Below are 22,532 nucleotides of genomic sequence, written 5' to 3' on the forward strand. Positions count from 1 at the left end.
AGAATAGCGAATATCTTGTTTTGCTCTGCTTCATAAAACAAATTAACAATGGCCTATTTAACGAAGTCCAATGCAACCAGAATAATTGGCGGCGCTGATTTATCTTCTATGGACTTGACCGGTGTTATATATAAAAGGCCAATTTATTTCTATAATATTTTAGAGCAAAAGAGGCTACTCGCATTCTACAATCTATATAAAGACCCTAGAGGTTTTGTGGAAAAGTATGTCAAAACAGTTAATGAAGACAGCCTTCAGTTCGTTTGGGAAGGTGGAGTACCCGCTTATCACAAAGACAATTCTTGCGGCAAAATTCATTCAGCTTTCCAAAATATAAAAATTCCAGACCAGATAAGAAACAATGGTCCAGAGGCTGTACTTGAATTCAGGGAGTGGTTTAAACAATCGGACGCGAACAGCCTATTCCATAAAGACCCAGAAGCTTTTATGGCACGAATGCACCTTAAGTTTCAAAAGTACATGCCCAGCAAACCCGAACCAGTGAGGTACGATAATAGTGGACAGGAATACATAGATAATGTGAGCCTCGAAGAGGTGGAATGCCAAATAGACAGTCTTATGGAGGAAGTTAATGAATTTATCAATAAAAGTAATTCTCTCACTCGTAGAGCCATTGTCAAGTACGATAAACACACTTACTTCGCAAGTAAGGACTTGCCGCTTCCCTTGGGCCTGCCACATCCAAAAGACGAGCTTGGAATTAGTGAAGACAAGCTAAGAAGTTTTTTGAAAGGTTATGAGTCAAGGTTTAAGAATCCACTTGCAGGCCTATTAAAACATTATTATCGTGTCAAATTCAATCCTGACTTGGTTTTCGAAGGACACCTTCTTGAGCAACTGGGTTTCAGGAAATGTGCTTCTTGCTTCGCTCCCGCCTAAACTCAAAACAAATTCTCAACTGCTACATAATTTCTTATCAGATAAATATGAAAGCCATACTCAATAAACACCCAGAACTCGACTTTTTCATTTATACTCTTGGTGGCCCTGAAATCCCTACTAAGCAGGACAAATTTAAATTACTAAAGGGGTACCAAGCGATTTTAGAAGAGGGGGAACAACTCACAAACTTGTCTGAGGATTTTGACCTCTACATAAAACAGAAAGGTCAATCTGGTTCTCAGCAAAAATTTGAGGAGCATTTCAAAGAAACTATTAAGAATATGCTAACCTCTGAACACCCTTATTCTATTGATATTAAACTTGAGGTAGTGGTTGCTATCTCTATGAAAGAAAGAAGATTGAAGGAGGTTGATATTGATAATCTTATCAAAATGGTTTTAGATTGTTTTAATGGCTTAGTCTATACTGATGACAGCCAAATTATCAATGTTTTGGGCACGAAGGAAGTAAATGGACTTCAGCCTCTGAATGCTCTTATGGTTGGCATACGCAAAGTGAATAGCCATGAAAATAGTTGGTTTAAAGACATAAAATTGGCATACTTTACTTATAAAGACTAAGCTCAGACCAGTTCCGCTATAATCTCTTGACACTCTGCCTCTCCGACCCCAGGATGGCAGGGTGTTGCGCATAGGGGCACTGCCAACGCGGGCCAGCTCTCCCTACCCCCTCAAAATTCCCCTACTTCGCCCGCGGCCCCCGGCGCCGCTGTGGCACGGTGCGTGGAGGTTGGGCCGGGCGGAGGGGGGGTAGGCGAATGGAGATACCTCCAGACCTAGAGCTGCTATCGTATCAGCATCGTCTTGAATCGTATCAAATCGTATCACGACGAGGGCGGCGCGCCTATCTTCGCGGCATGATAGAGCGTGTGCATACCGTAGAAGTGACGCTGGATTGGGCCTTGCTGGCGGCCGTGAGCAAGCTCGACCGCTTTGATGCCAGCTGGTCGGCCATTGAGCGGCGCGAAGGCCAGACGCTAAAGCAGCTGAAAGCCATTGCCACAGTGCGCAGCGTGGGCGCTTCCACCCGCATCGAAGGCTCGCGCATGAGCGACGCGGAAGTGGAAGTGCTGCTGCGCAATACGGATATTACCAAGCTCGAAGACCGAGATTCGCAAGAAGTGGTCGGCTACTTTCAGGTGTTGGATTTGATGGCGGAGTCTTACGCGGACATTGACATTTCGGAGAACAGCATCAAAGGGCTGCATAATCAGCTGCTCCGTTTCAGCCGCCAGGACGAGTGGCACCGGGGCAACTACAAGCAACATTCCAACGCCGTGGAAGCCACGCTGCCGGACGGCACCAAGCAGCTAATTTTTCAGACCACCGCGCCGGGCTTCGCCACCGAAGATGCCATGCGCGAACTGGTAGCCTGGTACCACGCCGATACGGCCACGCACCCGCTGGTGAAGTGTGCGTTGTTTTGCTACGATTTTGTGAGCATCCACCCGTTTCAAGATGGCAACGGCCGCCTGAGCCGACTGTTAGCCACGTTGCTCCTGCTTCAGAACGGCTACGTCTGGATTCAGTACGTGAGCCTGGAACACGAAATCGAGAGCCGCAAAACCGAGTACTACCGGGAGTTGCAAAAGTGCCAGGCGCAACGACCAGGTGAGAACATCTCATCGTGGCTGACCTTCTTTTTTGATGCCCTGCTAAAAGTGCAACAGCAACTGCTCCACAAGCTGACGGTGCGCGAAACGGAAACGCAGTCGTCGCCCCGCGAAAAAGCCGTGCTAGCCTTTGTTGGCAATTATCCCGGCTGCAAATCGGGGCAGATTGCCGAGAAGCTGGCTATACCCTCCCCCACCGTCAAGCGCATTTTGGCCGACCTCATGGCACAAAAACAGCTTGAAAAGCAAGGCAAGGGCCCCGCAACAATCTATTATTTACGTTGAGTTCGTAGCTTTATTATCCGGCTGCACGCGCGCCACGCCGAGCAGGCCCCGGCCCGCCTCCAGCAGCTCCAGCAAGTCGCCATCGCCCACGGCAACCTCTTCGCCGAGTTAATGGAAACCGTCAAATTCTGCTCCCTAGGCCAGATTACAAACGCCCTGTTTGAGGTCGTCGGGCAGTATAGAAGGAATATGTAGGACTAGGTTCAGTTGATAGCAGAAAGCGTATTATCTTTCCGCATCAATTCACATTTCTTTTTCTTTTATGCGACTGAAGTTTACCCTCAACGCTCTTTGTTATTTTGGTTTGCTCATGTGTTTTGCGCAAAAAAGCCAAGCACAGAATCCCAACTCGACTGGCGCAGGTCATTATGTTAAAAAGGGTGAACTAGACCCTGCAAGGCTCGCTGCGCTACCCGTAGATGCTGATGGTGCCATCTACTATGAAGGCGTAATCAAAGTAGATTCTACTATCTCCAAACAAGATATCCATCAAGCCGTTCGCGAATGGTTTGTCTCCAACTACGTTAGCGGTAAGGACGTGCTACAAGTTGATGATAAGGATGCTGGCAAAATTCTGGGTAAAGGCATCCACAAGTATCAGTTTGTGAATGGAATCAACATCTCGGAAGTAGCATTGACTTTCGTATTGAGCGTGGAAACCAAGGATGGTAAGTTTCGCTATCGGATGTACAACTTCACGGGCGGAAACAAAAATACTAGCCTGCTGGGAGGGGCGAATGCAACCAACACATATGCTGTGAATTACAACCAGTGCTTGACCGACTACAAGGCTGGAAAGCGGACAGGGTACAATGGCAAAATTGTAGCTGGCATGGACTATGAAGCACAGCAAATTATCTCGGGGTTGGCAACCTCGGTGAAGAAAGGTAAACAGAAGTCAGACTGGTAAGTCCAATTCCTTATCTTCAAATAAGCCCTGCTGGCGTAATAATCAGCAGGGCTTTTGTTTGCTTTTCAGCTGCTCTTAATGTCGCGTGAGTTGAACATAGCGTTACTCCTAAGCAGCACATTCCCTACCTCCTCAAAATCCCCCGCTTCCCCCACGGCCCCCGGCGCCGCCGTGGCCCGACGTGGGGGAGCCCATTGGTCTGCTACTATCGCCTCATTCCGGAAAAAAGCCCTTCGTAGCTGATTCTAGCCGATAGGCTGGCGCAGAAAACGGGGGCAGTCCGGGCACCAGCCGGCCGGCTCCGACTACTGCGGGGGAAGCTCCGTGGCTTCTTCGTGGTAACGCACCAGCGCATCGATGGGGGCTTGCAGGAACCGGCCCGGCGCCATGCCGTGGCGGGCGGCGGCCTCGGCGAGCGCGGCGCGAAAGTGGTAGCCTACGGAGCCCACGCAGTGGAAGGCGTAGCGCTGATAGTCGGGGTAGTGGGTTACGATTTGCTCGAAAAAGGCGTCGAACGCCCGCGCCACGATGGCCTGGCAATAGGGCTCGTGGTAGTGCTGGTGCGCGAATTGGGCGAAGCTGGCCAGGAAGCGGTTGGGCAGCGGCTGGTTGTAGAGGCGGTCGAGCACCTCGCTGACCTCGCCCAGGCCGTAGGCGGCTTGGAGCTTCGCGCCCAAACCGGGGGGTAGGCGCTCGCGCAGGTAGTCGCGCAGCAGCTGCCGGCCGATGAACGTGCCGGAGCCCTCGTCGCCCAGCGAGTAGCCCAGCGACTCGACGCAGTGCGTGATGCGCTGCCCGTCGTAGAGCGCGGAATTGGTGCCCGTGCCGAGGATGGCGACGAAGCCCGCCGCGCGGCCCAGTACGGCCCGCGCCGCGCCCAGCAGGTCTTCGGCCACGAATACCTGCGCCTGCGGAAACACCTGCCGCAGCGCGCCGGCCACTATTTCGGCCTTGGCCGCCGACAGTACCCCGGCGCCGTAGTAGTGCACTTCGCTTACCTGCTCGCGGGGCACGGCGGCGGGCACGTGCCGGGCCAGGGAGGTGGCAATGGTGGCCGTATCGACAAAGTAAGGGTTGTACCCTTCGGTGGTGAAGCGGGCGGGCGCCGCCCCCGCGAGCAGGCACCAGCTGCACTTGGTCGAGCCTCCGTCAGCAACTAAAATCATAGCGGGCGAAAGTACGTAGCGTTCGCAGCTGGCTGTACCTTTGGAATAATTAAAAGCTATAAATAAAAAATGAAAAAATAGAGCTGTTTGTAAAGCAGAAAGAACGTCATGCTGAGCGTAGCGCAGCGGAGTCGAAGCATCTCTAATGCCTAAGTAATCCAATCGTTGAAGAAGCTGATTAGTCAGCAGGAGAGATGCTTCGACAAGCTCAGCATGACGGTCTTTCGGCTCCTGAACAACTTCTCTCAACTCCCTACCCCCCTACCTCCGCCTCATGCCATCCCGCCGCAAGTTTTTGTACACCTCTGCCGCCGGCCTGGCCGGGCTGGCTGCCGTCCCGCTGGCCGGCGCCGCGGCTCTACCTCAATCCCTACCCCCCCTGTCGCCCGCAACCCGGCCCCTGGTCATTTCGACTTGGGACGCGGGCCTGAACGCCAACCGCGGCGCCTGGAAAATCCTGGGCGCCGGCGGCTACGCCCTCGACGCGGTGGAGGCCGGCGTGATGGTGACCGAGGCCGAGCAAAGCTGCTGCGTGGGCCTGGGCGCCAACCCCGACCGCGACGGCATCGTGACGCTCGACGCCTGCATCATGGACGACAAGTTTGGCTGCGGCAGCGTGGCGGCGCTCGAGCGCATCAGGCACCCCATCAGCGTGGCCCGGCGCGTGATGGAGCGCACCCCGCACGTGCTGCTGGTGGGCCCCGGCGCCCAGCAGTTTGCCGTGGCGCAGGGCTTCCCGCTGGAGCCGCAAAAGCTGAGCGCCGACGCCGAAAAGGCCTACCGCGAGTGGCTGAAAAACAGCCAGTACCGGCCCGTTATCAACGTCGAAAACTCGGGCACCAAGCCGGTGCCGGTGGGCCCGGCCGGCGGGCCCAACAACCACGACACCATCGCCATGCTGGCCCTTGATGCGCAGGGCCGGCTCAGCGGCAGCTGCACGACCAGCGGCATGGGCTTCAAGCTGCGCGGCCGGGTCGGCGACTCGCCCATCATCGGCGCCGGGCTGTTCGTGGACCCGGCCGTGGGCGCGGCGGCGGCCACCGGCCAGGGCGAGGACGTGATTCGCATGGCCGGCTCCCACACCGTCGTGGAGCTGATGCGCCAGGGCCGCTCGCCGCAGGCCGCCTGCCAGGAGGCCGTGGCGCGCATCGCGGCCATCAAGGGAGCGGCGGCGCGCGACATTCAGGTGGCGTTCATTGCCGTGAGCCGGCGGGGCGAGGTGGGCGCCTACGCCCTGCAAAAGGGCTTCAGCTACGCCCTGAGCACGACGGAGACGCCCCGGCTGGTCAACAGCGCCTACCTGCTTAAATGAGCCGCAAATGAGCCGGCAGCTGGAAATCTGCGCCGGGTCGCTGGCTTCGGCGCAGGCGGCGCAGGCGGGCGGCGCGCACCGCATCGAGCTGTGCCAGAACCTGGAGCAGGGCGGCATCACGCCGTCCTACGGCCTGATTCGGGCGGTGCGGGCGCGGCTGCAACTGCCGGTGTTCGTGCTGATTCGGCCGCGGCCCGGCCATTTCGTTTACAGCAAAGATGAGCTAGCCATCATGCGGGCCGACATCGAAATGTGCCGCGAGCTGGGCTGCGCGGGCGTGGTGCTGGGCGTGCTGGATGCCGCCGGCCGCGTCGATGTGGCCCAGTGCCGGGCGCTGCTGGCCTTGGCTCAGCCGCTGGAAGTTACGTTTCACCGCGCCTTTGATGACTGCCCCGACCAGTTTCAGGCCCTGGAAGACATCATCGCCGTGGGTTGCCAGCGCCTGCTGACTTCGGGCGGACAGCCCACGGCCGAGGCCGGGCAGGCCCGGCTGGCGGCCCTGGTGAAGCAAGCAGCTGGGCGCCTACGCCTGATGCCAGGCGCGGGCCTGACGGCGGCCAACGTGCGGGCCCTGGCTGCGGCCACTGGCGCGCAGGAGTTTCACGCCAGCGCCCGGCGCCGGCAGCCCGCCGGGCCCGGTGCAGCGTCTGGGGGCTTGTTCGACGCTCCGCGCTTTGAAACCGACTCCGCTATGGTAGCGGAACTAGTCGCCTTGCTGAATGAGGATGCACCTGAAATAAATCATTCTTAGAAGCTGTTTGAGTTAAGTAAAAACGGTCCTGCTGAGCTGGTCGAAGCATCTCTACCGCGCCATTTGAATCGTTCAACGAAGCGGTAGAGATGCTTCGACCAGCTCAGCAGGACCGTTTTTACTTAACTCAAACAGCTTCTCAGGACCGTCAGCGGTCGTGGGCAGCTTCATTCGCCATCTATTCAGCCTTTATGACCACGACCATTACCATTGCCCCGCACTCCGCCTACCCCCTCACCGTCGCCCGCTTGGGCTACGGTACCATGCGCCTGCCCGGTCCCGGCGTCTGGGGCGAGCCGGCCGACCGTGGCGTGGCCTTGCAGATTCTGAAAACGGTCGTGGCCGAGGGCGTCAACTTTCTGGATACCGCCGACTATTACGGTGAGGACGTCACCAACCGCCTCATTGCCGAGGCACTGCATCCCTACCCCCCGGAGTTGGTGATATGCACCAAAGTCGGCGCGACTCGCCGGCCCGATAAAAGCTGGGTGCCCTTCAACACGCCCGAAAACCTGCGGACCAGCATCGATAATAACCTGCGCACGCTCCGGCAAGAGCAGATTCAACTGGTGCACCTGCGCCTGATGGGCCACAGTGAGGTGCCATTTGAAGAGCAGCTGGAGGCCATATTCGCGATGCAGCGGGAAGGCAAAATCCAGCACGTGGGCCTGAGTAACGTGAGCCGCGAGGAACTGGAAACCGGCCTGCAACTAGGCGAAATCGCGACGGTCGAGAACATGTACGGCTACGGGCAGCGCACCACGCTGCGCGGGCCGCACGGCGAAAACCGGGGCGGCGAGGAAGTGCTGGATTTGTGCGAGCAGCACGGCATTCCGCTCATTCCATATTTCTCGCTGCTGAACTCGCTGCTGAACTCGCTGCCTGGTGCCGACCAGGTTGGCCAAGCCAGCAACAAAATGGCCGAGCTGGCGCAGAAGTACAACGCCACGGAGGCGCAGCTCAACCTGGCCTGGCTGCTGCACAAATCACCCTGGCTGCTGCCTATTCCGGGCACCTCGTCGCTGGCCCACCTGCGGGAGAATCTGCAAGCGGCGGCCATCGAGCTGAGCCCGGAGGACCTGGCGTATCTGGGGTAATTTTGGATTGGTTGCAGCGGCTTGTGCCAACTCAGGCTACCAACTGCCTGCCGGCGAGGCCTTCATCAAGCAACCCTGAGCAGGCGCGGCGTGTATTGCCAAGCATGAAATTTCGCCTTCGCTTTGGCTGGTGCCTGCTGCTTCTGCTGCTCATTGGGCCAGCTATCGGCTCAGTTCAGGCCCAGGACTACGCGGGCCAGTGGCAGGGCGTCGAGTTTAACCCGCGGGCTGAGTCGTCGGAGGTCTGGCCCTCGCAGCTCAATTTGCGCGCCGGCGCCAAGGGCATCAGCGGCACGCTCTACCAACTGGCCCTCAGCGCCCCCGAGTACGCCGTGACCTACCGGATGCAGGGCGCCCGCGCCGGCCGCAGCCTGCGGCTGGCCCACACCGGCATCCTGAGCGAGACCAAGCCCGATGACCTCAACTGGTGCCTGGGCACGATGCTTTTTACGTATGACGCGGCCCTGGAAAAGCTCACCGGCCGCTCGGCCTACCCCACTCCCGGCTGCCGCAACGGCACGCTGGAGCTGTACCGGGTGCGGCTCAAGTCGGCCGGCGCGGTGCCGGCCGGGCAGCTCAGCACCCTGCGCGTGTCGGGGCGCAACGTGCGCTGGTTTGCCGATGCCGCCCTGCGCCGGCCGCTGGCCCGCGGCAACACCTACCGCACTAAGCTCCGCAAAACCACCACTTTTTACATCACGCAAGGCTTTTACCCAACCGAGAAAAGCCCGGTGGTACCCGTCACGGTGCGGGTGGCGGGGCCGGCGCCCGCCGCCGGGGCCGTAGTTCCACCGCTGGCCAACTCCCTACCCCCCCCGGCCGGGCCCAAGCCGCTGGTGCTGCCGGCGGTGCTGTTCCGGCTGGGTACGGCCGAGCTGCTGCCCGAATCGGAGCCGACCCTGACGCAGCTGGCGGCCCGGCTGCAAGCCAACCCCACGCTGCGCGTGCGCATCGCCGGCCACACCGACCGCATCGGGGAAGCCGACAAAAACCAGCTGCTCTCCGAGCAGCGGGCAGCGGCCGTGAAGGATTATCTGACTCAGAAAAGCGGCATTGCGGCCGAGCGGCTGGCGGCCATCGGCTACGGCGACACGCAGCTGCTCTACCCCTCGCCGGACCTGCGCAACCGGCGCGTCGAAGTTATTATTTTAAACGGAGCACCGGCGGCCAAGAAATAATTCAGCTTGCCGCTGGTGCTAATGGTTAAGCCAAGAGTACGCCTAGAAAATCGGCTACTTTGGTTCGCTCATTTACCGGATTTTACTTTCTTTTCTGTATGAAAGCATTGCTTACTATCCTATTCGTTCTGACGGCCGGCCATTTTACTTTTACCCAGTTGCAACAAGCTGCGCAAATGGCACCGGACAGCGTTGAAATCTCGGTTCATGCCGGCTCCGACAACAAGGAGATGCAGCAGTTGATGACGCGCGTACTGCACATTGAGAAACTGCATTTCGAGTCCCACAGTCTGCGGCTGACTGGCAAGCGCTTCCACCTGACTTTTCAGGAATATAAAAATGGCATAGCCGACTCGGAGAAGGAGTTAGTAGGCAATGGGGAGCGCCTAACTAAATACGACCAGCAGGGTAATTTTGTGATGGATGTATTTGCGCGACAGACTAGCGAAAATAGTTTAGAAAATCAGTTTTTATTTACTAATGGCGCAACTAAAAAAACGTTTACGGCGCTACCTGGCAAGGGCGCAGACTACAGTTTAAGTGAGCGCATTTGGCCGTATAAGGTGGTAAGAAACGCTGCCTCGGTGCCCGACCAGCAGCCAACGTCAAAGCGAAATTTCGCCATTGGCCGCAAAGTGCCTTTTCTGGTTTATACCCTGCCTTATGAGAAGGATGGTTGGCTGCTGTACTGTGATTTGATTCAAAGCAAAGTACCGGTTAACGAGTGGTACAGCAAATTCAAAATACCACACTTCATCGTCTATAATTTACTCATTGAATAGGAATGCCCCACCGCCACTTTCTGCTGCACAAGCCCTACGGCTACCTCAGCCAGTTCAGCAGCCAGGCCCGCGCCGAGGCCAGGAAGAAAATGCTGGGCGAGCTGCACAAGTTTCCGGCCGGCACGATGGCCGTCGGCCGCCTCGACGAAGACAGCGAGGGCCTGCTGCTGCTCACCACCGACGGCAAGCTCAGCGATATTATTCGCGGCCGGCACATCGAGAAGGAATATTACGCTCAGCTCGACGGCCGCATTACCGACGCGGCGCTGGCCCAGCTGCAAGCCGGCGTCGAAATCAGTAGTCAGGGCCAGCGCTACCAGACCAGCCCCTGCCGGGCGCGGCGCATCCCTACCCCCCCTTTCCCGCCCCGCGCCCGCCGCATCCGCGACGACCGGCACGGGCCGACTTCCTGGGTTGCTATCACCCTCACGGAAGGCAAATTCCGGCAGGTGCGCAAGATGACGGCCGCCGTGGGCTTTCCCACACTGCGGCTGGTGCGGGTGCGCGTGGGCGAGCTGGAGCTGGGCGACTTGGCGACGGGCGCGGTACGCGAAGTGCCTGATTTCCATACGGATGCGCCCACGGAAGCAAGGTGAATTTGCGTTAAATTACTCGGCTTGCATAACATTTTGAGCCTCTTTATCGTATATTTGCCTCAGTTAACCAATTGCTTCGCTTGGAAGCTGCCTTTCTACTATTTTATGAAAAAGACTACTGCTTTCTCATCGCTGCTGCTCCTGGGGAGCCTGGGCTCGCTGAGCTACCTGGCCGCCCAGCTGGCCGCACTGAACCTGACCTTCGACTTGCGCGACGAAGATGCCGCCCACTACTGCTAGGCCTCGCGCGCTGCTTTCAGTTTGGTGCTTACGGACTAGGCCTCGCCTGCGGGCGGGGCTTTTTTGCGCCCAATTTGCGCCGGCCGGCTGACCTTTGTCGTAGAAGGCAGCCGGCACCGGGCCGGGCCGCTGAGGCTCGTTGGGCCGGCGGCGCGGCCGTGTTTTCTCTCTCCCAACCAATTCCCTACCCCCTCTTCTTTCCCATGACGCTCGACACCAACCAGCAGCAGGTCAGCTACATCATTGGCCGCGACCTGGCCCGCAATTTCGCCCAGCAGGGCCTGGAACTAGACCTCGACGTGCTCAGCGCCGCCCTGCAAGAGGCTGCGCAAGGCCAGCCCAGCCAGCTCTCGCCCGAGCAGATGCAGGCCGCGATGGAGCAGCTGCAACAACAGATGGAAGTTCAGGATGCCCAGCAGAACGGCGGCGGGCAGGGCAAAGGCGACGGTGGCCCGAGCGCCGGCGGCACCAAGGCGGCCGGCGAGGCCTTCCTAACTCAGAATGCCCAGAAGGATGGCGTCAAAACCTTGCCCAGCGGCTTGCAATACGAGATTCTGACTGAGGGCACCGGCCGCCACCCCAGCCTGCAATCTTCGGTCACGACTCACTACCACGGCACTTTGATTGACGGCACCGTCTTCGACAGCTCCTACCAGCGCGGGCAGCCGGCCACCTTCCCCGTCAACGGCGTCATTGCCGGCTGGACTGAGGCCCTGCAGCTCATGGGCGAGGGCGCGAAGTGGCGCCTCTACATCCCCTCGGATTTGGCCTACGGCAAGCGCGGCGCCGGCCGCGACATCGGCCCGGACTCGGCCCTGATTTTCGACGTGGAGCTGCTGAAAGTGAACAACTGAAACGCCAGCGACGAGCCGGCGCCGCTGTATCAGGCGGCGCCGGCTCGTCTGCCGCTGGGCTTGCCCGCGCCGGCCACCACCGCGGCCCGGCCCCTGGAACCGGCCGCGGCCAGCCCTACCCCCCCCGTGGAAACCAAGCCTGCTGACTTTGCGCGGGAGGCGCCCGCCGCGCCGGCCCCTACCCCCCCCCTGCCTCTGCTGCGCAGCCCCGATGGCCGCTTCGTGCTCACGGTCGACGCGCTCACCGTACGCGGGCAGACCTTTGCGCTGCGCGAGCTGGAGCGGGCGGAGCTGACGCCGGTGCAGTGGATTTTGTGGTATCTGCTCGGCGGGCTGGGGCTGGCGACGGTGCTGATTATGTTTCTCAACAACTGGCTGCGCACCGGCCCGGCAATGCTGGCCCTGGCCCTGACGGCGCTGCTGCTGGCCTACGGCCGGCGCGGCACCAACCGCCTGCGCCTCTACCGGCTAGGCCGCGAGGCGGTGCATTTCGCCCTGCCCGGCGAGCCCGAGCCCTGGCTCCGCCTGAGCCGCGAGCTGAACCGCCGCATTCAGCGCGTACACGATGCGGACGCTGCTGAAGCCGCCGCGCTGCTGCTGGCCGCCCAAGATGAGCCAGCCGCACCGACTGAGTTCCTCCCTTAGCTGGTCGGCACCATGCTCCTACCCCTGCTTTTCACCGCGACCTACTGAAGTCCCGACCCGGCGCCTTGGCAGTGGTAGCTTCGCAATAGCTTTGGCAGGTTTTAACTTGCAGTTGTTTTCCTACTTCGTTGCGCGGCCGGCGCGCTCCTCTGCTTCCTATGACTTCTCCGAACATCGTTCCGCCGCTTACCAGCGCTGCCAGCTCCGCTGACCATCATGGCGCCGGGCCGGTCAAGCACGCCCACACCGCCATTTCCGGGGCCGGGCTGCTCATTGCCCTCGGCATTATCTACGGCGACATCGGCACCTCGCCGCTCTACGTGATGTCGGCCATTCTCAAGGGCGCGCGCGTGCCCGACCTGATTGACGAAACCCTGGTGCTGGGCGCCATCTCCTGCGTGCTCTGGACCCTGACGCTGCAAACCACCATCAAGTACGTGCTCATCACCCTCAACGCCGACAACAACGGCGAGGGCGGCATCTTCTCGCTCTACGCCCTAGTGCGGCGGCGCGGCGCCTGGCTGTCGGCCGTGGCCATCATCGGCGGCTCGGCCCTGCTGGCCGACGGCGTGATTACGCCACCCATCTCGGTTTCGTCGGCCATCGAAGGGCTGCGGGCCGTGTATCCCGACATTCCCACGGTGCCCATCGTGATTGGCATCATCGCGGGCCTGTTTCTGGTGCAGAGCTTTGGCACGCAGATAGTTGGCAAGGCCTTCGGGCCGATTATGTTTGTCTGGTTTACGATGCTGGCCGCGCTGGGCATCCTCTGGATAGTGCAGAACCCGCAAATTTTAAAAGCGGCCAACCCCTACTATGCTTACCAGCTGCTGGTTGAATACCCGAGCGGCTTCTGGCTGCTGGGCTCGGTGTTTTTGTGCACCACGGGCGCCGAGGCGCTCTACTCCGACCTGGGTCACTGCGGCAAGGGCAACATCCGCATCAGCTGGATTTTCGTCAAGTCGGCGCTCATTCTCAACTACTTCGGGCAGGGCGCCTGGCTGCTGAGCCACTTGAATGAGCCGCTCGACGGCCGCAGCCCCTTCTATGCGCTCATGCCGTCGTGGTTTCTGCTCATCGGCATCGCCATCGCCACCGTGGCGGCCATCATCGCCTCGCAGGCCCTGATTACGGGCTCGTTCACGCTCGTGGCCGAGGCTATCCGCCTCAACATGTGGCCCAAGGTCAAGCTCAACTACCCCACCGACGTCAAGGGCCAGCTGTTCGTGCCGAGCATGAACCGCCTGCTCTTGCTGGGCTGCATTGGTGTGGTGCTGTATTTCCGCGAATCAACTAACATGGAAGCCGCCTACGGCCTGGCCATCACGCTCACCATGCTCATGACCACGATTCTGCTCACCGTCTGGCTGCGCTCCAAGCGCGTAGCGGGGCCGCTGGTGGTGGGCTTCGCCGTACTCTACGCCATCATCGAAGGCTCCTTTTTGCTGGCCAATCTGATCAAGTTTCCCCACGGCGGCTGGGTGTCGCTGGCCATCGGCGGCGCGCTGGTGGGCGTGATGTACGTCTGGCTCCGGGCCTACTACATCAAGCGCCGCCTCACCGAATTCGTTAAGATGGAGCCCTACATCGAGCCGCTCAAGCAGCTCAGCAACGATGAGTCCATCTCGAAATACTCAACCCACCTCGTGTTTCTAACCGGGGCCGAGCGGCAATCGGAAATCGAGAGCAAAATCATCTACTCCATCTTCCAGAAGCGCCCCAAGCGGGCCGACATCTACTGGTTTGTGCACGTCGAAACTACCGACCAGCCCTACACGATGGAGTATAAAGTGGCCGAGCTGGCCCCGGACGACGTGTTCCGCATTACCTTCCGCCTCGGTTTCCGGGTGCAGCAGCGCATCAACCTCTACTTCCGCAAAGTGGTCGAAGACCTCGTGCGCAACAAGGAAGTCGATATCACCTCGCGCTACGAAAGCCTCAACAAGCAGCACGTCACCGGCGATTTCCGCTTCGTGGTACTGGAGAAATTTCTCTCGGTCGAAAACGACTTTCCCACTTCGGAGAAACTGGTCATGCAGGCCTACTTCTATATCCGCCAGTTCATCGCCTCCGAGGACCAGTATTTCGGCCTCGACACCTCGTCGGTGAAAGTGGAAAAAGTACCGCTGGTGATTGCGCCGCCGCGCGAAGTGGCCCTGACGCGGATCAAATAAGACCACAGATTTAACGGATTTCAACGGATTGAACAGATTATTTGGGGGTCCGCGCGGCTTGGCTTTTGTGGACTGATAATAGGTCGGATTAGCTAAGTCGATTTTTTGATTAATCGCTTGAATTCCAGACTTGACGTGCCGAAGTTTATGAGTAATCCAACCGGAATTCTGAAAGCTTCCAGATAATTTATGATTTGCGCTTGGTGTGCTGGCAGGATGCACCCGGCTGCTTTTATCTCAATCAGCACTCGCTGTTCCACGAAAAAGTCGGCCCTTCGGGAGCCGACTTTTTCGTTTTCGTAATAGATAGGTAATTCCACCTCGCGTTCGGAAGTTAGGCCCTGCTTATGTAGTTCTATGGCTAACGCCCGCTGGTAAACTATTTCCAGAAACCCACGCCCAAGCTTGCGGTGCACTGTCATAGCACAGCCAATTATCTGATGGGTTAACTCATTATAGCTTGCTAAATCGATTTGTGGGGTCATTCCTGGTAGCTTCAACTAATTATGTTATTGCTGTCCCAAAGAAATAGCCAATTCAGTCCATCAGTACCAAGGACTGAGTGCGCGGACCCCCAAATAATCCGTTCAATCCGTTGAAATCCGTTAAATCTGTGGTCTCAGCCACTTGTTCAGCACTGCCTGCTGCGCCGCCGTCGGCGCAGCAGGCAGCGGCTGAATGCTGTAGCGCAGCGGCGCGGCGCTGAGCGTCAGGCTCAGGTCGCGGGGCAGGCCGTCGCGGCGCACCTGCATTTTCACGGCCGTGCCGGTGGGCCGGCCGGCCAGGGCGCGGGTCAGGTCGTCGGCGGCGGTGATTTTCTGGCCGTCCAGGCTCAGGATTTCGTCGTTCACGTTCAGGCCGCCCGTGTAGGCGGCGCCGTCGCGCAGGGTGCGTGCCACGAAAAGGCGGCCGTTGCCGCCCGTCAGGCCAATGCCGAGCGTGCCTTCGGCGGCGCTCGGCTCGCTGGTCAGGTGCAGGCCGGCGTAGCCCAAGGCAGTGTTGTAGTCCAGCGGCTGCGTGTCATACACCCTGGTTTTAAAGAAGCTATCGAAGCGCTGCCCGGCCACCACCGCCACGGCGTCCTGGAATTCCTGGTCCGTAAAGCCGCGCTTGAAGCCTTTATAGTACTTGTCGTAGAGCACGCGGTACACGTCATCCAGGCTCTTGCCGCCCTTGGTGGCGTTGATTATCATTAAGTCCAGCACCACCCCGATGGCTTCGCCCTTGTCGTAGTAGCTGATGGTGGTGTTAAAAGAGTTCTCGTTCGGCCGGTATTGCTTAATCCAAGCATCAAAGCTGGCCTCCGAGGCCGCCTGCACGCGGTTGCCGGGCTGGTTTTCCAGGCCCGAGATGATGCTCGACAGGCTGCTCAGGTACAGCTCCCGCGTCAGGAAGCCCGCCCGTTGCATCACCTGGTTCGAGGTATACTCGGTGAAGCCCTCGCTCACCCACAGCATCCGGGTATAATTCTCCTTGTCATAATCGAAAGGTCCCAGCGCCACGGGCCGGATGCGCTTCACGTTCCAGAGGTGGAAATACTCGTGCGCCACCAGCCCCAGAAAGCTGCGCAAACCGGCTTCGGAGGCGTAGGCCGTGCGGCTCACGCCGAGCGTGGTCGAGTAGAGGTGCTCCAGGCCGCCGCCGCCGCGCTCCACATTGTGGACGATGAACACGTAGGACCTATCCAGCGGGTTCTGACCCACGACTTGGTGCGCGGTCTCGCAGACGCGCTTCATGTCGGCCACCAGCCGGGCTTCGTCGGCCTGGTAGGTACCGTACATGGCCACCACGTGGGGCGTGCCGTTGGCGGTGAAGTTGAGAATCTTCTGGTTGCCGATTTCGATGGGCGAGTCGGCCAGCTCGTCGTAGTTGGCCGCTTGGAACACAAACTTGCCGGCCCCTACCCCCCCCGCCGGGCGCAAGGCCGTGCTCACCTGATTCCAGCCGGCGGCCGGCTGCACGGTGAGCGTGCTGCCCAGCGCCTGGTTCTCCGCCGGATACATAAAGATGCTGCTGCCGTTGAGGTAGCCGTGGTCGGCGTCGAGAAAGCTCGTGCGTACGCTCAGCTCAAAGGCGTAGACGCGGTAGCTGACGTTGAAATCGGCCGCCTTGGCGTGCCGGACGCGCCAGGTGTTCTTGTTGATTTTCTCCACCGCCAGTGCCTGCCCGCCCGCCGTCGTGGCCTTGAAATCTTCGACGTGGCGGGCAAACTCGCGCACCAGGTAGGAGCCCGGCGCCCAGACCGGCATCTTCAGGTCGGTATAATCAGCCCCAAAGCCGCCCAGGCGCATTCCGACCTCAAAGTAATGGGTTTGCGGCGCCGGCATGGCCAGCGAGTAGCGCAGCGTGGGCGCGGCGGCCGGCGCGGCACTTAGCCCAGTCAGCCCAGTCAGCCAAAGGAAAGTCAGCAGCCCCAGCAGCCGACGCCCGGCGGCGAGCGTGCGGCGCGGCCGGCCCGAAAATGAAATAATCAAAGCTCAAATAAGGTTAAGAAGTGATTGGGAGGCAAAAAACAGCCCCGCAAGGTAAGCCCCGGCGGCGGTAACTTGCGGGCCGGCCCACCCCAGCAGCTTCATTTGAGCCGGATGCGGCCGTTCTCCTACCCCCGGTATCTTTCCTATCTTATGCGCTATATCTGGCTGACTTTTCTGGGCCTGGCCATCGTCATCGGGCTGGTGAGTTGGCTGCGACGACCAGCTGCGCCGGCCCCGGCCGGGCTGGCCCCGGCCACGCCGGCCGCCCTGGTGGCCGATTCGCCGGCCTCGGCTACGGCCCCCACTTCCCTACCCCCCCCGACCGGCCCCGACGCAGCTTCGGTCGCGCCAGGCGGCCCGGCCGCTAATCCCGTGGCCGATAGCCTCGTGCAGTTTGCCCTGCGCCAGCTCGGCACGCCCTACCGCTGGGCTGGCACCACGCCCGCGGGCGGCTTCGACTGCTCCGGCTTCCTGCTGTACGCCTACGCCCACGTGGGCGTGCCCGTGCCCCACTCCACGGCCCTACTCATCGACGCCGGCCGGCCCGTACCCCGCGCCGAGGCCCGCCCCGGCGACCTAGTGGTGTTCACCGGCACGGCCCGCACCAGCACCACGCCCGGCCACGCGGGCATCGTTATCTCGCCGGCCGGCGAGGTACCGTTGCGCTTTGTGCACTCGTCGTCGGCGCGGCGCGAGTCAGGTGTGAAAATTTCGCAGGTCGAGGGCTCCGACTACGAGCGGCGCTTTATGCAGGTGCGGCGGATGCTTAGCGGCGAGCAGCTCAGCCCCAAGCAGCTGGACCGCTTGGCCGAGACGGCGCCCGCCCGGCGGCGCATCGTGGCCGTGGTTTCGCCCGAGGATGCGCGCCCGCCCGCCGTGCAGGTGGCCGACGAAACTGAGCCAGCCCGACCCGCCGCGCTCCGCGCGGCCCCACGCCAGCGGCGCGCGGCCTTGGGAAGCCGCGCCGCCAGAATCGCGGCGGCCAAAACCCGAAAAGCTCCTACCAAAGCAACAGCCAGACCAACTGCCCGGCGGCGAGCCAGTAAGGCGAAAGCCAACCCGAAGCGCTCGGCTAAACCAGCCGCGAAAGCACCCAAGGCGCGGGCCAAGGCCAAAGCCCGGCCGGCGGCACGCCGCAAGCGCCGTTAGGATGACGGGTAGCGCCCAAATCCCTACCCCCCTCAACCCCCCTGAACGCAGCGATGCCCGGTTGGCCTCACGCTAGCTTCATCACGAAGCGGGCGGGGCCGACCGGGCATCTAATCCTTCAAACCTTACCAAGCGGCGAGACTGGGGTACAGTCCCGGCATCCACCTTACGAGGGTAAGACCTGGCCGAAATGTGGGACGACAGCTGTGGCCGCCGGCCCCACGTAACCTTTTGTTATGCGCGCACTGCGGTGAAGCGTGCGACATTGGCCAGGCTTGGCAGGATTTGGTTGGGACTACTAGACATTTTGTACCTCCTTTCTTTAGGTTCGACATCCCCCGCTCGCGCGGCCCAGCACCTTAGGGTTGCTTGAGCGGGGTCGTAGCACTCACTACTGGAAGACAAAGCTAATACAAGTGGTGAAGGTTCACGCATGGGAGCCATAATTTACCGCTAAAACCCGGCTGGTGCCGCCAGCAAGCTGATATTCAGGGCCTATTTTTTAGCCAGCCAGCACCGGAAACCCCGACCGGCCGGGGTTTTTCCTACCCCCCGGCCCCGCCCCAAACCTGGCCGCAAACTTGCCTTCCGGCCCTAAGGTGCCGGTGCTTCCGTTTTTTGTCTTACCTTTTCCTCCCAAATTTCCATCTCTCATTCCCCATGAAAAACACGTTTCTGCTGGGCCTCCTCCTACTGCTGGCGGGCCTTTCCAACTTCGCCTCGGCCCAGACTCTCTCGCCGCTGGGCGTGTGGACCAATGCCGAGAAAAAGGCCACGTTCGAAATCTATAAGTGCGGCGACAAGCTCTGCGGCAAAATCGTGACCCTGACCGTGCCCAACGACCCGGCCACGGGCAAGCCTAAAATTGACTCGCAAAACCCCAACCCCAAGCTGCGCAGCCGCCCCCGCCTGGGCATGGTCTTCATGCAGGGCTTCAGCTACGATGACGACAACAAGTGGGACAACGGCAAAATCTACGACCCCGAGTCGGGCAAGACTTACTCCTGCTACATGAAGCTCGAGAGCGCCAACCAGATGGAAGTGAAGGGCTACATCGGCTTCTCGCTCATCGGCAAGTCGCAGACCTGGACCCGGATTAAGTAGTGCCCGGCGCCGGCTATCTTGCCGGGCGGCGCGGCATTGGTTTCGTTTAATTAGCTAAGTTTCAGAAGCCGCTCCTTCGCCGGGGCGGCTTTTTTAGTACGGCAAGCTGTTTGCATACTACTTATTCCTGGAATCGTAAAATAATGGGCTCTCTGGCCGGGAAGGGCGAAAATCCGGTAGCCAGCGGCGACCGGGGCCGCCCAAACTATTTAGGGAAGCTCGTGTTTCAAGCCCAACCATACTTACTGTCTTGCTTCGTTTTCTGCAACACCTTTTCGCCTCGCCGCCCTCGGCTTCGGCCGCTACGCCGGGCGCCTGGCAGCCCTACGTCCTGACGTCGGCGCAGACCGCCCGCCACCGGGCCTGGGTCAGCGAGAAGGTTTACCGCAACTGGCTGGGCCCCTATTACAAAGCCTACCACTTGCGCAAGGGCGGAGCCGGCGGCCAGCGGGGCCTGCGGGCAGAGCTGCTGCGCGAGTCCGGGCGTCAGGGCGGCCTGTTTTTCTACGACCCCAGCATCGGGCCCGGCAATTTTCGCCATCTATTTGAGCACCTGGGCGAGCGGGTGCGGGCCCTGGGCTACCGCCGCGCCTGCGCCGACCAGTGCACGCACCAGCACGAGCACTTTGCTGAGAACACGCTCAAGCAGTTCTTCAAGCCCCTGCCCACCAACTGCCCCGACAGCGGCGACTGCAACCAGCGCTTCGGCCTCATCACCCTCGATTTGGTGAGCTTCAACGGCCAGCCTCAGTTCGTGCGCGTGGCGGCCAATCCGCTGCACGAGTCCGGCTTCACCGCCGCCGCCCCGTTTGGCGAGCTGCTGCGCCTGCTTTTCGACGAGCCGCCGGCTGACGACGCCGTGGCGGCCAAAATTCCGAAATACGCGAAGCTGTGACGCGCTGCTTCGGGAGCACTGAACAGTGAGCCCCGCACGGGCAGCTCAGCAGTAGATTCCCTACCCCCCTCTTTCACACTAAAGCCCCCACGGGTGACCCAACCGACCACGCAACTGGTTGGGTCACCCGCCGGGGCTTAATCGTTTCAACTGATTTCTATTTCTAGCGCTGGGCCGCCCCGCGGGGGCTGACCGCTCATTGCTCACTGATAACTGCTCACTGCTCACTGCTCACTGCTTAACAAACCGGCCCTGACCCAGGCGCCGGCCCTGGTCGCTGCTGAGGCGCAGCAGGTAGAGGCCGGGCGCGAGCTGGCTGATGGGCAGGCGGGGGGTAGGGCCGGCTACGGCCTGACGCAGCACCACGCGGCCCAGAGCGTCGAGCACTTCGGCGGTAGCGCGGGGCGCGGGCAGGTTATAGAAGCGCAGCTCATCGCGGGCGGGATTCGGAGCGAGCTGGAGCGGCGGCGCGGCGGCCAGCACCAGCTGCTCGTCGCGGGTGATGAGGCTGGCGCCGTTGAGCACCCACTGGTCGGGGTCCAGCTCGATGGCCGCAACGGTGCCGCCCGCGGGCAGGCTGGCCTCGCTGACGGGCTGGCTTTGGCGCAGGCGCTCGGTGCGGGCGGTGCCGTCGCTGAAGGTAATTTTATAGTCCAGCTCGGTGTCAAAAAACGGCGTCACGGTGGGCATACTCACGGTTTCGGTGGTGTGCAGCAGCAGCTGATTGCCCTGTTGCCGCCAGCGCAGCTGAAAGCTGGGGAAGCCTTCGCCGGCGTACCACTGCCGAAAAAAGTAGTCCAGCGGCCGGCCGGCTTCGGCCTCGAAGACCCGCTGCAAGTCGGCGGTGCGGGCGGTGCGGCCGGCGTAGGTGGCCTGGTAGGTGCGCAGGGCGCGGAAGAACTTCTGGTCATCGCCGAGCAGATAGCGCAGCATGTGAATGACGGTGGCGCCTTTCTTGTAGCTCAGGGCCGAGTTGAAGATGCGGCTTACGTTGGTCGTGTCAGCGTCGGGCACGCGCACGCTGCCGCCGGGGCGGGGCACCCAATTGCCCTGCGCATCGCGCTGGTTCTGCGCGCGGAAGTGGGCGTCATCCAGCCACTCGCGGGCGGTGATGGGCGCGCCGACGGGCCCCGACTCAAGCGAGAGGAACTCGCCATAGGAGGCGAAGCCCTCGTTGAGCCAGATGTCGGTCCAGGCGGCGCAGGTCACGTTATTGCCGAACCACTGGTGCAGCAGCTCGTGGGCTGTGAGCAGGTAGCCGTAATCGTTCTGGGTGGTCATGGTCTGGTGCTCCATGCCGCTGCCGTTGCCGAGCGGGGCCAGGCTGTGGCCGTATTTCTCGTCGGCGAAGGGGTAGGGACCGCAGAGGCGGGCATAGTTTTCCAGCAGGCCGGCCGTGCGACCGATAGCGGCCTGATACAGGTCTAGCGCCGCTTGGTTGTAGACGTAATCCAGAATCGGGACCCGCGGGCCACCGGCCGGGCTGGCGTAGCTCAGGTGCTCGATGTAGGGCGCCACGGCCACCGAAATCAGGTAGTAGGCAATGGGGTGGCGCTCATGCCACTCGTAGCGCACCTTGTTACCGGGCAGCTCGACGGTGCGGCGCAGCACGCCATTAGAGCCTACTTTGTTGGGCCGGGTCGTCGTCACCAGCACGGCCGACGAGTCGGCTTTATCGGTCAGCACCTGCTTGCAGGGAAACCACTCGTGGGCCGCAAACGACTCCGACAGGCTCCAGATGATATTGTAGGGGTAGGAAATATTGTTAAAGCTCACGGCGCTGCGCGAATTCAGGCCATTGCCGATGGCGGCGCTGTTGCCGCTGGGCGCCGTGCCGTGATAGTAGATGCGCACGTCGAGCAGGGCGCCGGCCGGGGCCGCGGCGGGCAGGGCGGCCGTGGCGTCATTGCCCACGCGGCGCACGCCCGGCGAGACGGCGCCGCCACTGCCCACCTCTACCCTATCGATGAGCAGCGTGGCCGTGCCGGCCGGCGAGCCCGCCGGCGCCTGGTACAGCTCGAAGGCTAGCGAATCAAGCGGCTGCGCACCCACCCGCACCCGCATCCAGACCGAGCCGGCCACGGCGAGCGAGTTGTTTTCCAGGGCCAGGTCGAGCTGGTAGTACTTGACGTCGTAGCGCGCCATTTTCTGGCGATGAGCCAGCGTGGCGGCGGTTTCGAGGCGGGCGGCAGCCCCGGCGGCGCGCAGGTGGCCCTGGGCGCAGACCAGCCCCGCATCACTGCCCTGGAGTGCTGCCGCCGCGACAGCTGGCCCCGAGAGCGACTGCGCCGCCACCGGCCCGCTGCCGACGACAACCAGGGGTAGGGCCAGAGCGGCGGCGAGCAGCAAGCGCAACGAGGACAGATAAGGCATAAACAAGCGGA

21 protein-coding genes are annotated in these 22,532 nt (G+C 60.9%); 17 read left to right on the top strand and 4 right to left on the bottom strand.

The window, feature by feature from the left end; genetic code table 11:
• Positions 1 to 48: 48 nt before the first annotated feature.
• The 4 genes from ACFE70_RS02745 (at position 49) to ACFE70_RS02760 (ending at position 3,731) form a co-directional block, all read left to right on the top strand.
• Entirely contained in the window at positions 49 to 900 is an 852-nt protein-coding gene (locus ACFE70_RS02745) for a hypothetical protein (protein ID WP_375416170.1), read from the top strand.
• 47 nt (positions 901 to 947) lie between these two features.
• Positions 948 to 1,484, top strand: coding sequence for a RusA family crossover junction endodeoxyribonuclease (locus ACFE70_RS02750; RefSeq protein WP_375416171.1), 537 nt, complete (start codon positions 948 to 950; stop codon positions 1,482 to 1,484).
• Positions 1,485 to 1,780: 296 nt separating this feature from the next.
• Positions 1,781 to 2,821, top strand: coding sequence for a Fic family protein (locus ACFE70_RS02755; RefSeq protein ID WP_375416172.1), 1,041 nt, complete (start codon positions 1,781 to 1,783; stop codon positions 2,819 to 2,821).
• Positions 2,822 to 3,083: 262 nt separating this feature from the next.
• Positions 3,084 to 3,731, top strand: a complete 648-nt coding sequence (locus ACFE70_RS02760; protein WP_375416173.1) for a DUF4468 domain-containing protein — start codon at positions 3,084 to 3,086, stop codon at positions 3,729 to 3,731.
• Positions 3,732 to 4,036: 305 nt separating this feature from the next.
• On the opposite strand, the gene ACFE70_RS02765 is transcribed toward ACFE70_RS02760, so the two are convergent.
• On the bottom strand, positions 4,037 to 4,897 hold the full coding sequence (locus ACFE70_RS02765) for an N-acetylglucosamine kinase (RefSeq protein WP_375416174.1): 861 nt from the start codon (positions 4,895 to 4,897) through the stop codon (positions 4,037 to 4,039).
• A gap of 274 nt (positions 4,898 to 5,171) precedes the next feature.
• Between ACFE70_RS02765 and ACFE70_RS02770 the strand changes: the two genes are divergently transcribed.
• From ACFE70_RS02770 to ACFE70_RS02815, 10 genes are all read left to right on the top strand, one after another.
• Entirely contained in the window at positions 5,172 to 6,209 is a 1,038-nt protein-coding gene (locus tag ACFE70_RS02770; protein ID WP_375416175.1) for a N(4)-(beta-N-acetylglucosaminyl)-L-asparaginase, read from the top strand.
• 7 nt (positions 6,210 to 6,216) lie between these two features.
• Positions 6,217 to 6,960 carry a copper homeostasis protein CutC gene (locus tag ACFE70_RS02775; RefSeq protein WP_375416176.1) on the top strand — a complete coding sequence of 248 codons (744 nt, stop codon included), beginning with the start codon at positions 6,217 to 6,219 and terminating at the stop codon, positions 6,958 to 6,960.
• Positions 6,961 to 7,151: 191 nt separating this feature from the next.
• Positions 7,152 to 8,057, top strand: a complete 906-nt coding sequence (locus ACFE70_RS02780) for an aldo/keto reductase (protein WP_375416177.1) — start codon at positions 7,152 to 7,154, stop codon at positions 8,055 to 8,057.
• Positions 8,058 to 8,161: 104 nt separating this feature from the next.
• Complete coding sequence (locus ACFE70_RS02785) at positions 8,162 to 9,235, top strand: OmpA family protein (RefSeq protein ID WP_375416178.1); 1,074 nt, start codon at positions 8,162 to 8,164, stop codon at positions 9,233 to 9,235.
• A 98-nt stretch (positions 9,236 to 9,333) separates the two neighbouring features.
• The gene (locus ACFE70_RS02790) at positions 9,334 to 10,017 is read left to right on the top strand and encodes a hypothetical protein (protein ID WP_375416179.1); all 684 of its coding nucleotides are present in this window, start codon (positions 9,334 to 9,336) and stop codon (positions 10,015 to 10,017) included.
• A gap of 2 nt (positions 10,018 to 10,019) precedes the next feature.
• A complete protein-coding gene (locus ACFE70_RS02795; RefSeq protein WP_375416180.1) occupies positions 10,020 to 10,613 on the top strand; it encodes a pseudouridine synthase in 594 nt (197 codons plus the stop codon).
• Between the two features lie 105 nt (positions 10,614 to 10,718).
• On the top strand, positions 10,719 to 10,853 hold the full coding sequence (locus ACFE70_RS02800) for a hypothetical protein (RefSeq protein WP_375416181.1): 135 nt from the start codon (positions 10,719 to 10,721) through the stop codon (positions 10,851 to 10,853).
• A 203-nt stretch (positions 10,854 to 11,056) separates the two neighbouring features.
• Positions 11,057 to 11,707, top strand: coding sequence for an FKBP-type peptidyl-prolyl cis-trans isomerase (locus ACFE70_RS02805; RefSeq protein WP_375416182.1), 651 nt, complete (start codon positions 11,057 to 11,059; stop codon positions 11,705 to 11,707).
• A 60-nt stretch (positions 11,708 to 11,767) separates the two neighbouring features.
• A complete protein-coding gene (locus tag ACFE70_RS02810) occupies positions 11,768 to 12,352 on the top strand; it encodes a hypothetical protein (protein ID WP_375416183.1) in 585 nt (194 codons plus the stop codon).
• A 158-nt stretch (positions 12,353 to 12,510) separates the two neighbouring features.
• Positions 12,511 to 14,526 (top strand): KUP/HAK/KT family potassium transporter, encoded by a 2,016-nt coding sequence (locus tag ACFE70_RS02815; protein WP_375416184.1) that lies wholly within the window; start codon positions 12,511 to 12,513, stop codon positions 14,524 to 14,526.
• A gap of 92 nt (positions 14,527 to 14,618) precedes the next feature.
• On the opposite strand, the gene ACFE70_RS02820 is transcribed toward ACFE70_RS02815, so the two are convergent.
• Complete coding sequence (locus ACFE70_RS02820; protein ID WP_375416185.1) at positions 14,619 to 15,011, bottom strand: GxxExxY protein; 393 nt, start codon at positions 15,009 to 15,011, stop codon at positions 14,619 to 14,621.
• A gap of 120 nt (positions 15,012 to 15,131) precedes the next feature.
• Complete coding sequence (locus tag ACFE70_RS02825) at positions 15,132 to 17,000, bottom strand: M61 family metallopeptidase (protein WP_375416186.1); 1,869 nt, start codon at positions 16,998 to 17,000, stop codon at positions 15,132 to 15,134.
• 150 nt (positions 17,001 to 17,150) lie between these two features.
• Here ACFE70_RS02825 and ACFE70_RS02830 point away from each other — a divergent pair, with 150 nt between their 5' ends.
• From ACFE70_RS02830 to ACFE70_RS02840, 3 genes are all read left to right on the top strand, one after another.
• Complete coding sequence (locus tag ACFE70_RS02830) at positions 17,151 to 18,149, top strand: C40 family peptidase (protein WP_375416187.1); 999 nt, start codon at positions 17,151 to 17,153, stop codon at positions 18,147 to 18,149.
• 660 nt (positions 18,150 to 18,809) lie between these two features.
• Positions 18,810 to 19,253 carry a DUF2147 domain-containing protein gene (locus tag ACFE70_RS02835; RefSeq protein WP_375416188.1) on the top strand — a complete coding sequence of 148 codons (444 nt, stop codon included), beginning with the start codon at positions 18,810 to 18,812 and terminating at the stop codon, positions 19,251 to 19,253.
• A gap of 250 nt (positions 19,254 to 19,503) precedes the next feature.
• Entirely contained in the window at positions 19,504 to 20,148 is a 645-nt protein-coding gene (locus ACFE70_RS02840; protein WP_375416189.1) for a hypothetical protein, read from the top strand.
• 231 nt (positions 20,149 to 20,379) lie between these two features.
• Here ACFE70_RS02840 and ACFE70_RS02845 read toward each other — a convergent pair whose 3' ends face one another.
• Complete coding sequence (locus ACFE70_RS02845) at positions 20,380 to 22,521, bottom strand: M1 family aminopeptidase (protein ID WP_375416190.1); 2,142 nt, start codon at positions 22,519 to 22,521, stop codon at positions 20,380 to 20,382.
• Positions 22,522 to 22,532 lie beyond the last annotated feature (11 nt).

This window comes from uncultured Hymenobacter sp., from assembly GCF_964243305.1.
Lineage (GTDB): Bacteria > Bacteroidota > Bacteroidia > Cytophagales > Hymenobacteraceae > Hymenobacter.